Source organism: Micromonospora sp. CV4, from assembly GCF_003667455.1.
Classification (GTDB): domain Bacteria; phylum Actinomycetota; class Actinomycetes; order Mycobacteriales; family Micromonosporaceae; genus Micromonospora.
This window is the reverse complement of sequence record NZ_RCVI01000307.1, coordinates 1-11,473: the sequence shown is the minus strand read 5'-3', so window position 1 is coordinate 11,473 and position 11,473 is coordinate 1. Positions and strand designations below refer to the sequence as shown.

Below are 11,473 nucleotides of genomic sequence, written 5' to 3'. Positions count from 1 at the left end.
GGCCCGCCCCGGGCGGCGATCAGCGCGTAGAGCAGTCCCGACTCCTGCGGCAACAACCGAATGCCGCTCTCCTGGCAGACCTGGTCGAGCCGGTCCAGGACCGCCGGGTCCGCGGTGCTCGCGGCCAACCCCACCAGCGCTTCCACCACGTCCCGCCGATCCTGACCGGCATCGGCGGCGGCGGCGAACCACTCGGCAGCCAACTCCCGGTCGCCCCGGTGCAGCGCCAGGTTCCCCTCGATCAACGCGCAGATGCCCGCCTCCGGCCCACCACGGGACAGCACCAGGTCGTCCGCACGGGGTCGCGGCGGCCCGGCCCGGTCCATCCACGAACGCGCCGGTACGGCCACCGCCACATCGGCCATGCCTGCCCGCAGCTCGGCGAGCATCTCGGTCGCCTCCGCGGCGCGACCGTCCTGGGCGAGCGCCAACCCGACCGTGCCGAGCACCCGGCGCCGATGCCCCGGATCACCCAGCTCGGACAGGGCCGCGACGACCTGCCGGCCCTGGTCGACGGCGTCGGCGTACCGGCCCTCAAGGCGGGCGACCTCCGCGCGGTTGGCCCACGCCAGCAGCCGCAGCCGCTGCTCCCCACCCTCGGCGGCGAGCCGGTCCACGGCCGCCAGCCGCCGACGCGCGGCGGCCAGGTCGCCGCCCCGGATGTCGTGCCAGGCGAGACTGTTCTGGGCCACCGCGAGATGCCGGGTCCGCCCGTTGCGCGCCGCCAGCCGGAGCACCGCCTCGGCCTGCTCACGGGCCTCGTCGTGCCCGCCCACGGTGATCAGCAGCGCGCCGAGCACGGTCCGCGCCTCCAGCTCTCCGCTGACGTCGCGGGCCTTCCGGAACAGGTCCAGGGCGGCTCGCGCCGTCGGCAGTTCGTCCGGGCCCGCGCCGTGCTCGGCGGCGAGCCGGGCCACCCCCAGGGTGGCCCAGCCGCGCAGGACGAGGTCGGCGTCCGCGGTTCGCGGGTCGGCCAGCAACCGGCGCAGCCACTGCCGGCCGGCGACGTCGCGCCCCCGGAACCGCCACCAGCGGGGCAGGCAGGCCGCCAGGCGAAGCGCGGTCACCGGATCGTCGGTGGCCGCGTGGGCCAGCGCGGAGCTGATGTCGCTGCTCACCTCGTCCAGCCGGTGGACCGCGTCGGGCAACCGGGGACCGGCCAGGTCGGTGGCGGTCCGCGCCACCAGGCGGGCGATCACCTCCGCGTGCCGGCGCCGGACGCACGTCAGCTCGCCACCGCCGGCCGCCTGTTCGAGGGCGAAGTCGCGGACCGCGTCGAGCAGCCGGAACCGGAACGGACCGGTGCCGCGCACGCTCAGCAGGCCGAGTTCGACGAGCCGGTCCAGCAGCGGGACCGGGTCGACAGCCACGGTGCCGTCCCGGTCGGCCTCGTCGGCGAGCATCTCCTCGGCCAGCTCCACCGACCACCGGTTGCCGAACATGGCGAGCCGTCGCAGCGCATCCCGCTCCTCCGGCGCGAGCAGCCGGTAGCTGGTCGCCACCGCATCCCGCAGGGTCACCGCCGCCGTGGCCGGGGTGGTGGCGGCGCCGTTCGACGGGTGGGTGGCCGCATCTGGTGCGTCCCAGCCGGGTCGGGCCGACGGGTCCGCGGGCGTCGCCAGGTCGAGCACCCGATCGCCGTACCGGTCGAGCAGCTCGGTGAGGTCGAGGAGCCGGCCCCGCGCGGCCATCAGCTCGATGGCCAGCGGCAGCCCACCCAGCCGGCGGACCAGCGCGGCCAGCGCCGGTAACTCGTCGGGGGTGGGTGGCTCCCGACGGATCTGGGCGAGCCGGGCGGTGAACAACGCGACCGCCGGCCACGACCCGAGCGTTGCCGGCCCGGATCGCTCGGCGTCCGGCGGCGGCACGTCGAGCGGCGCGACCGGCCAGACCCGTTCGCCGGGCAGCCCGACCGGGTGCCGCCCGGCGACCAGCACCCGCAGCGAGGGCAGCGCGGCGGTCAGTCGGTGCAGCGTCTCGGCCACCGGGCCGGGCGCACGCTCCACCGCGTCCATCAGCAGCAGCGCCGGGCGACCGGCGAGCCGGGCGCTGAGCTCCGGCAGCCGGGCCGCACCGAGTACGGCCGTCGAGGCGGCGAGCACGTCCGGCCCGTCCGAACCCTCGCCGATCAGCACCCCGGACACCCCGGCCGGGTAGGCGTCGGCGGCGCCGTGCGCGACGGACAGCGCCAGCGCGGTCTTGCCGACCCCGGCCAGCCCGACCAGGCTCACCAGCCGAGGACCGTGCTCCGCGGTCAGCATCGCGGCCAGCTCGGTGACGTCGCGGTCCCGACCGATCAGCTCGACCGCCGGTGGAAGGGCGACCGGCGGAGCGGGGCCGACCGGGTCGACTGCCGACGTCGTGGGACCGGTGACCGCGAGGGCCGCCAGAGTGGCGTCCGGCCGGGGCGACTCACCACCGGCCTGACCCCGGGCAGCGGCCAGGAACGCCGTCCGGGCGGGCCCGGTCAGCTCCAGAGCTGCGGCGAGCAACTCGACGGTGGTGCGCTGCGGTCGGACCGACCGACCGCGCTCCAGGTCACGCACCGTCCGCACACCCACGCCGGCCCGGGATGCCAGCTCCGCCTGGGTCAGGCCGGCGGCACGCCGGTGCCCGCGGAGCAGCTCCGCCAGCCCGCTACGACCGGCCGGGCTCCGCGACCTTTCATGATCCGGAGTCATGGGCACGAAGAGTACGGATCGACTCCGACCATCGGCAGTCGAACGTCGGGCTGCCGACGCCCGCTCGCCGAAATCCGACAGCCGGCTCGGACAGGCCCGCCAGGGGCGGCTGGTCGACCGGTCGACGAAGACTCCAGCTCCGGTCAGATGCCCAGGTCGCGCGCGATGATCATGCGCTGCACCTCGCTGGTGCCCTCACCGATCTCCAGGATCTTGGAGTCCCGCCAGAACCGGGCCACCGGGTACTCGTTCATGAAGCCGTAGCCGCCGTGGATCTGGGTGGCCTCCCGGGCGTTGTCCACCGCGATGGTGCTGGCGTGCAGCTTGGCGATGGCGGCCTGCCGCTTGAACGGCTCACCGGCCAGCATCCGGGCGGCGGCGTCGTAGTAGGCCAGCCGCGCGGTGTGCGCCTTCAGCTCCATGTCGGCGATCTTGAACTGGATCGCCTGGTTGGCGCCGATCGGCCGGCCGAAGGCGTGGCGCTCCTTCGCGTACTTGATCGACTCGTCGACGCAGCCCTGCGCGAGACCGACGGCCAGCGCGGCGATGGCGATCCGGCCCTCGTCGAGGATCCGGAGGAACTGGGCGAAGCCCCGACCACGCCCGCCGAGCAGGTTGGCCGCCGGCACCCGGCAGTCGTCGAAGGTCAGCTCGTGGGTGTCCGAGGCGGTCCAGCCCACCTTCGAGTAGCCCGGCGCCACGGTGAACCCGGGCGTGCCGGTGGGCACGATGATGGTCGACAGCTCCTTCGAGCCGTCCGGGTTCGTGCCGGTCACCGCGGTGACGGTGACCAGGGCCGTGATGTCGGTGCCCGAGTTGGTGATGAACGCCTTCGAGCCGTTGATGACCCACTCGTCACCGTCCAGCACCGCCCGCGTCTGGGTGCCGGCGGCGTCCGAGCCGGTGCCCGGCTCGGTGAGCCCGAAACCGGCCAGAGCCTCGCCGCTGAGCAGCTTCGGCAGCCAGGTCGCCTTCTGCTCCTCGGTGCCGAAGCGGTAGATCGGCATCGCGCCCAGCGAGACCGCCGCCTCGAGCGTGATCGCCACGCTGGAGTCGACCCGGGCCAACTCCTCCAGCGCCAGGCAGAGCGCGAAGTAGTCGCCGCCCATGCCGCCGTGCTCCTCGCCGAAGGGGAGCCCGAACAGGCCCATCTTGCCCATCTGCCGGATCACCTCGTACGGGAAGGTGTGCTTCTCGTAATGCTCGGCGATGACCGGGGCAACCACCTCTCGTGCGAAGTCCCGCACGCTCTCCCGCAGCGCCGTTTGTTCGTCGGTGAGCCGGAAATCCATCTCATCCTCCTGTGTGGACGGGGCCGCCGGGCGCTCGTGACGCCGGGACGGTTCGCTGTGCTGGTCCGGTCGAGGGGTCAGACCGGGGTGACGCCGTGCCGACGCCGGGAGAAGTGCCGATCCTTGGTACGCGCCGCGGCGAACCGGCGGACCAGCTCGGTCCGCAGGTCGTGCGGCTCGACGATGGCGTCCACCACCAGCTCGCTGGCGAGCCGGACGACGTCGATGTCCTGCTCGTACTCGGCGCGCTTCGCGGCGACGAAGGCGGCACGCTCGTCCGCGTCCGCGATGGCGGCGATCTTGTTGGCGTAGACCGCGTTCACCGCTGCCTCGGCCCCCATCACCGCGATCTTCGCGCTGGGCAGCGCGATGGTGGCGTCCGGCTCGAACCCGGGACCGGCCATCGCGTAGAGGCCGGCGCCGTACGCCTTGCGGACCACCACGCAGATCTTCGGCACGGTCGCCTCCGAGATGGCTGTGATCATCTTCGCGCCGTGCCGGATGATGCCCTGCTTCTCGACCGCGCTGCCGACCATGAAGCCGGGTACGTCGCTGAGGAAGAGCAGCGGCACGTTGAACGCGTCGCAGAGCTGAACGAAGCGGGTCGCCTTGTCGGCCGAGTCGACGAAGAGCACGCCGCCCTTGAACATCGAGTTGTTGCCGACCACGCCGACGACCTCGCCGTTCAGCCGGCCGAAGCCGATGGTCAGCTCCTTGGCCCAGAGCGCCTGGATCTCGAAGAAGGAGCCCTCGTCGAGCAGACCCTTGACGTACCGCCGCATGTCGAAGGCCTGCCGCTCGCTGGCCGGCACCAGCGCGGCCAGGTCGGCCTTCGCCGGCGCGGCGACGGCCGGCGCGGTCGGCGGCTGCTGGGTCCAGTTCGCCGGCAGGTACGACAGGTAGGTCTTCACCACGTCGAGCGCGTCGGCCTCGGTCTTGCAGAGGAAGTGCCCGACACCGGATTCGGCGGTGTGCACCTTGGCCCCGCCCATCGCCTCCAGGGTCGTCTTCTCGCCGGTGACCATCTCGACCATCCGGTCGGAGCCGAGGTACATGCTGGCGTTGCCGTCGACCATGGCCACCACGTCGCAGAACGCCGGGATGTACGCCCCACCTGCGGCGCTCGGGCCGAACAGCGCGCACACCTGCGGGATCGATCCCGAGGCGCGTACCTGGTTCCAGAAGATCTTGCCGGCGCCACGCCGGCCGGGGAACAGGTCGACCTGGTCGGTGATCCGCGCGCCGGCCGAGTCGACCAGGTAGACCATCGGCACGCCGGCGCCGTACGCCCGCTCGATGATCCGGATGATCTTCTCGACGGTGCGGGCGCCCCAGCTGCCGGCCTTGACGGTGGAGTCGTTGGCCATCAGGCAGACCTGCCGGCCGTCGATGGTGGCGGTGCCGGTGACCACGCCGTCGGCGGGCAGCCCCTCGGCGAGCGCGTTGGCGTACAGGCCGTCCTCGACGAACGAGCCCTCGTCGACCAGGAGCGCGACCCGCTCCCGGGCGAAGAGCTTGCCCTTGGCCGCGTTGGCCGCGTGGTACTTGTCCGCGCCGCCGGACCGGGCCCGCTTGCGCAGCTGCTCCAGCGCCTCACCGTCGAGCGTCACGCTGACTCCCTCGCCGTACTGACCTGAACGATCGTTAGGCTATCGCATTCGCGTGACGACCGGCGACCCATGGGCGGACCGGATGGCCGGGCGGCGCCGGGATGCTGCGGATTCAAACCAAACATTGAAATCTATTAATTTCTATGACTAGGCTCCTGACACCCCCTCCTCCCGGATTGGAGTCAGCGATGACCTCACGACTCAATCGGCTCGCGGTCGCGTTCGTCGCGATGACGCTCGCCACCCTCGGCGTCACGGTCGCCAACCCCTCGCCCGCGTCCGCCGCCATGACCATCTGCTACAACACCAGCCAGGCGGGAAGCTACGCCAGCGTCGCCAACCAGGCCGCCTCGATCTGGAACAACGCCACCGTGAACCTGACGCTCTCGGCGAACTGTGGCTCCAACCTCCGTATCTACCGGATCACCGGCGGCGGCTCGTACGCCGTCCGGACCAGCCTCGGCAACGGCCGGGTCTACATCGACACCCAGCAGGCCGCGCAGTACAGCGTGCTGCGGATCATGACCCACGAGATCGGGCACATCCTCGGCCTGCCGGACAACTACAACGGGAACTGCTCGCTCCTGATGTCCGGTGGCAGCGCCGGCACCAGCTGCACCAACCCGTACCCGAGCAGCGCCGAGGCGAACCGGGTGAGCAACCTCTTCGCCGGCACCTTCGCCACCGAGCGCAGCGCGGACCGCGCCGGAGCGGACATCTTCCGCGACAGCTGGCCGAGCATGCTCACCACGGTGGGCTGATCGACCGGACACGACGGAGGGGCCGGCATCGTGCCGGCCCCTCCCCGCGTTTGCGAGCGGTCAGCTCGGCATCGGCGTCAGCCGGGTCCGCGGACCCGCGCGCAGCACGCCGGACGGCAGCTTCTTGCCGAGCAGATGCTCGGCCAGTTCGGCCGCCTCGATGAGGGCGGCCAGGTCGATGCCGGTGTCGATGCCCATGTCGTGCAGCATGTGCACGGCCTCCTCGGTTGCCAGGTTGCCGCTGGCCCCCGGCGCGTACGGGCAGCCGCCCAGGCCGCCCACGCTGGCGTCGAACTCGGTCACCCCCAGCTCCAGCGCGGTCAGCAGGTTGGCCAGCGCCGTACCCCGGGTGTTGTGGAAGTGCAGCAGCACCGGCACGTGCGCGTTGCGGTCGCGTACCGCGGTCAGTAGCTCGCGGACCCGGCGCGGAGTGCCCATGCCGGTGGTGTCGCCGAACGCGACCCGGTCCGCGCCGTCGCGGACGACCCGGTCCACGATCCCGGCCACCCGTGCCGGGTCGACGTCCCCCTCGTACGGGCAGCCGAAGCTGGTCGCCACGATCACCTCGACCTGCGCGGAGGCGCCGTGCAGCAGGTCGATCAGCTCCGCGATGTCGTCCAGCGACTCGTCGGTGGAGCGGTTGACGTTGCGCCGGTTGTGCGTGTCGCTGGCCGACACCACCACCTCGATCTCGGTGAACCCGGCGGCCAGGGCCCGCTGAGCGCCCCGCGTGTTCGGCACCAGGGCCGAATAGCGCACCCCGTCCGCCCGCGCCGCCCGCCGCCACACCTCGTCGGCGTCGGCCATCTGCGGGATCGCCTTCGGGTGCACGAACGACACCGCCTCGATCCGTCGTACGCCGGTGCCGGAGAGCGCGTCGAGCAGCCGCACCTTCGCGTCGGTCGGAATCGGGTCCTCGTTCTGCAGCCCGTCTCGCGGTCCAACCTCGCGAATGGAGACGAAGTCCGGCAGGTCCGCCATAAGGGGTCACCTCACTGTGACGTCAAGCTGTGCTGGGGTTCCCCCAGCATGCCACTCGCACCACCAGCCGCGTTGATCAAGAGGTTCGCGTCAGGATTCCGGCTGCGGCTGACGCAAACCTCTTGATCAACAGGGGTCGGGGGTCGGGGTCGGGTCAGCGCATGCGGGAGACGATGCCGGTGTCGTAGGCGCCGGAGAGGAACTCCTCGTTCTCCAGGAGCTCGGCGAAGAAGGGGAGGTTGTTCTTCGGGCCCTCGATCTGGAAGGCGGCGACGGCCGTCCGGGCGCGCTCGATCACCTCGTCGCGGGTGGCGCCGCTGATGATCAGCTTGGCCATGAGGCTGTCGTAGAACGGCGTGACGGTGTTGCCCTGGGTGTAGCCGGAATCCACCCGGACACCCTCGCCGGTCGGCTCCACCCAGGTCCGGACCACGCCGGGGCCGGGCAGGAAGCGCTTCGGGTCCTCGGCGTTGATCCGCATCTCGATGGCGTGCCCGCTCGGCGCCAGCGCGTCCGGATCGAAGGTCGGCGCCAGCCCGGACGCCACCCGCAACTGCTCCTCGACCAGGTCGACGCCGTAGACGTACTCGGTCACCGGGTGCTCCACCTGAAGGCGGGTGTTCATCTCCAGGAAGAAGAACTCGTTCGTCGCGAGATCGAGCAGGCACTCCACGGTGCCCGCGTTGCGGTAGCCGACCGCCTCGCCGGCGCGTACCGCCGCGGCCAGGAAACGCACGCGCAGCTCCGGCGAGACCGCCGGGGACGGCGACTCCTCGACCAGCTTCTGGTTACGCCGCTGCACCGAGCACTCCCGCTCGCCGAGCGCCACCACCCGACCGTCGGCCAGGCCGAGGATCTGGACCTCGACGTGACGCACCCGGGGGAAGTACCGCTCGATCAGCACCGAGCCGTCGCCGAACATCCGCTCGGCGAACGCGCGCACCTTGTCGTACTCGGTGCGCAGCGCGGCCTCGTCGACGGCCACGCCCATGCCCATACCGCCGCCACCGGCGGCGGCCTTGACCATCACCGGGTAACCGATCTCGGCGGCGGCGGCCACGGCGGTGTCCAGGTCCGCCGCCGGGTCGGTGGTGCCGGGCGCGACCGGAACCCCGGCCGCCGCCATCAGGTTCCGGGCGTTGATCTTGTCGCCCATCGCGGTGATCGCGTCCGCGTCGGGTCCGACCCAGATCAGGCCGCTCGACTCGACGGTACGGGCGAACTCGGCGTTCTCCGACAGGAAGCCGTACCCGGGGTGGATGGCCTGCGCGCCGGTCGACTTCGCGGCGGCGAGGATCGCCTCGGTGTTGCGGTAGCTCTGCGCCGGGTTCGGTGGGCCGATGAGGACCGCCTCGTCCGCCTCGGCGACGAACGGCAGGTGGGCGTCGGCCTCCGAGTACACCGCGATCGCGCGGATGCCGAGCCGCTTGGCGGTGCGGATGATCCGGCGGGCGATCTCGCCCCGATTGGCGACCAGCAGTGACTCGATCATGTTTCCTCCCGGCGTCCGGATGGTGGGACGCTTGTCAGGGAACCATGACCGGCACGCTTCTGACGAGTCGGGGGCTCAGGCGAGCAGCGCGGCCAGGGCGGCGTCGCGCAGCAGCTCGGCACGGCGTCGCCGGTCCACCTCACCACCGAGGAACGGGGTCGAGTTCATCAGGCCGAACGCGGCGTGCGCCAGCACCCGTGCCTCGCCGTCGGGCATGCCGGGGTGCAGCGCGGTGAGCACCGTGACCCACTCCTCGACGTAGAGCCGTTGCAGGCGGCGGATCCGCCGCCGCGGCTCCTCCGGCAGCCGGTCCAGCTCGTGCAGGTGCAGCGCGATCACCGCGGGGTTGGCCAGCGCGAACTCGACGTGGAAGTCGATCAGCGACTCCAGTACGCCGCGCGGGTCGTCCGGGTGCCCGGCAGAGCGTTCCCGCCCGCCGGCCAGCAGCCCTTCGCTCACCGGGATCAGCGCGGCGGCCAGCATCGCCTCCTTGCCGGCGAAGTGGTGGTAAAGCGCCGGACCGGTCACCCCGGCGGCCGCGCCGATGTCGTCCATCGACACCCCGTGGTAGCCCCGGGCGGCGAACAGGCCGACCGCGATCTCCAGGATCTCGTCCTTGCGGGACCGGCGCCGGCCCGCACTCGCCGCGCCGCGCGCCTGCTGCTCCACCGTCACGGGGCAAGCGTAGACCGCGAGCTGCGCGCGGTGGAGCGGTGGTTACCGGTCGGTTGCGCACGTCGCACCGCCGGTCGACCCCTCCCGACCTGCCGGTGGAGGGGTCGACCGGCCGGCGAGGTCAGTCGTCCGGGTCGAGGTCGTGCTCCGCCCGTACCGCCTCGGCCTCCGCGGACCGGTCCAGCAGGTCCAGCGCACGGGCCAGCAGCCAGGCGGTCTGGCGTACGGGCCGGGAGTCGGCCGGGAGCCCGCCGAGCACACGGCGCAGCAGCGGCTCCGCCTCGGCCGGCCGGTCCAGGCGCAGCAGCAGCTCACCGGTCAGAATCTCCACCTGCGCGGCCTCGCCGAACGCCTCGATCGACCGCAACCGGTCGGGCACCCCGGACAGCCGGTCCAGCGCCTCGTCCGGCCGGTTCTCCCCGGTCAGCACCCGCGCGCCGGCCTCGGCCGCCATCGCCAGCTCGTACGTCACCGGCGGCGACTGCTCGGGCTGCGTGGCCAGCGTCGCCGCCAACCCGTCCACCAGCTCGATGGCGCGTACCGCCGCCGGCCGGTCATCGGACCAGAACCAGGCGTACGCCTCCCGTCGACGGGCCCGTAGCTCGTCGAGCGGCAGGTCGGCGAGCCGGTACGCCGTGGCGGCGGCCGCGAACCGCTCGGCGGCCACCGCGTCCCGGTCGGCGTCGTAGAGGATCCCGCCGGCCTCCTCCAGCACCTGCGCGCGGTGCGGGAGGTTGTCCGGGCCGTCCAGGTTCTCGGCCAAGCGCTCCAGCAGTGCCAGCGCCGGGTCGATCTCGCCGAGCCCGGCGTAGACACCGGCCAGCAGGTGCCGGCAGCGGTCCGCCTCCGCCTGGGCGCCGAGCCGGTCCAGCCCGAGGACAGCCTCCTCGGCGACCTCGGCCGCCTCACCGAGCCGGCCCACGACCCGGTACGCGTTCGCCAGCTCCCACCGCAGGAAGGCGTCCCCCTCGGCGCCCCGCTCCACGCACAGCGTCACCGCCTCGACGAAGTCGTCCACGGCGTCGGCGGCCCGCCCGGCGGAGAGCAGCGCCCGGGCCCGGGCGACCCGGATCGGCAGCTCCGCGTTCGCCGGCGCCACCGCCAGCGCCTCGTCGCAGGCGGCCACCGCGTCGGCCGGATCGTCCGCCGTCCGGACGTACGTCAGGCAGGCTGCCGTGGTCAGCTCGCCGACGCCCAGCTCGCGGCCGATCCGGCGAGCCTCGTCGGCGGCCGCGCGGGCCTCCTCGACGCGGTCCGACTGCTCCAGCAGATGTGCCCGGTGCAGCGCGATCCGGGCCGCCAGGTGCCGGTCTCCGCCCGCGCCGGCCGGTGCCCGGTCGAGCGCGGCGAGCGCCTCCGCCCAGCGTTCCCGGTGCAGCAGCGCCAGCGCCACCCGGTCGTGCCCGGCGGCCCGCTGTCGGGCGTCGCCGAGCCGTTCCAACGCCTCGGCGGCGGCCCGGACCAGCGCCAGCCCCTCCTCGGCGTCGTCGTCGGAGCGGGTCAGCAGCACGCCGAGCCGCCCGGCGACCACCTGGGCGGGCACCTCCTCGGCCGCCTCCCGGTACCGGCTCAGCGCCGCCCGGTTCATCTCGATCGCGCCCGCGATGTCGTCCTCGTCACCGCGCTCGGCCGCTCGCAGCGCCAGCCGGTGCGCGGCCGTGCGCGGTGGCAGGTCGTCGGCGGCGAACCGTTCGTCGCAGGCGGCCAGCGCCGCCCGGAAGGTGGCCCGGTCGTGCCGGCCCCAGCTCTCCTCGGCGAGGGCCAGCAGCTCATCCGGGCCGGCGTCGGCGGGCAGGGCCACGGCCGTCTGGTCGTCGGCCCGCGCCCGGTCGGCGACGGCCGGTGCCGCATTCCGGTCGGGGTGGACGCTCGACTCGTCCCCGGCCGGGCGGGCCGGGCGGCGGCGGACGCTGGCGGAGAGGGGCAGGTGCTCACCATCCGCCCGCACGGCGAGCCGTCGGGCGATCCACTCCGACTGGGC

At 73.2% G+C, this 11,473-nt stretch carries 7 protein-coding genes and 1 pseudogene; 1 reads left to right on the top strand and 7 read right to left on the bottom strand.

Annotated elements, in window-relative coordinates:
- From EAD98_RS21195 to EAD98_RS21185, 3 genes are all read right to left on the bottom strand, one after another.
- Positions 1-2,681: helix-turn-helix domain-containing protein (locus EAD98_RS21195; protein ID WP_147457459.1), on the bottom strand; the 2,681-nt coding region annotated here is incomplete at its 3' end.
- Positions 2,682-2,824: 143 nt separating this feature from the next.
- Positions 2,825-3,973 (bottom strand): acyl-CoA dehydrogenase family protein, encoded by a 1,149-nt coding sequence (locus EAD98_RS21190; RefSeq protein ID WP_121655787.1) that lies wholly within the window; start codon positions 3,971-3,973, stop codon positions 2,825-2,827.
- A gap of 77 nt (positions 3,974-4,050) precedes the next feature.
- Positions 4,051-5,583, bottom strand: coding sequence for an acyl-CoA carboxylase subunit beta (locus EAD98_RS21185; RefSeq protein WP_121655786.1), 1,533 nt, complete (start codon positions 5,581-5,583; stop codon positions 4,051-4,053).
- Positions 5,584-5,771: 188 nt separating this feature from the next.
- Between EAD98_RS21185 and EAD98_RS21180 the strand changes: the two genes are divergently transcribed.
- Positions 5,772-6,344 (top strand): snapalysin family zinc-dependent metalloprotease, encoded by a 573-nt coding sequence (locus EAD98_RS21180; RefSeq protein WP_121655785.1) that lies wholly within the window; start codon positions 5,772-5,774, stop codon positions 6,342-6,344.
- Positions 6,345-6,404: 60 nt separating this feature from the next.
- Here EAD98_RS21180 and EAD98_RS21175 read toward each other — a convergent pair whose 3' ends face one another.
- The 4 genes and pseudogenes from EAD98_RS21175 to EAD98_RS21160 form a co-directional block, all read right to left on the bottom strand.
- Positions 6,405-7,325: a hydroxymethylglutaryl-CoA lyase gene (locus EAD98_RS21175; protein WP_121655784.1), complete on the bottom strand. Its 921-nt coding sequence runs from the start codon at positions 7,323-7,325 to the stop codon at positions 6,405-6,407.
- Between the two features lie 154 nt (positions 7,326-7,479).
- Positions 7,480-8,817: an acetyl/propionyl/methylcrotonyl-CoA carboxylase subunit alpha gene (locus EAD98_RS21170; protein ID WP_121655783.1), complete on the bottom strand. Its 1,338-nt coding sequence runs from the start codon at positions 8,815-8,817 to the stop codon at positions 7,480-7,482.
- A 75-nt stretch (positions 8,818-8,892) separates the two neighbouring features.
- A complete protein-coding gene (locus tag EAD98_RS21165; RefSeq protein ID WP_121655782.1) occupies positions 8,893-9,492 on the bottom strand; it encodes a TetR/AcrR family transcriptional regulator in 600 nt (199 codons plus the stop codon).
- Between the two features lie 121 nt (positions 9,493-9,613).
- A pseudogene (locus tag EAD98_RS21160) lies at positions 9,614-11,473 on the bottom strand (hypothetical protein); the annotation flags it as partial.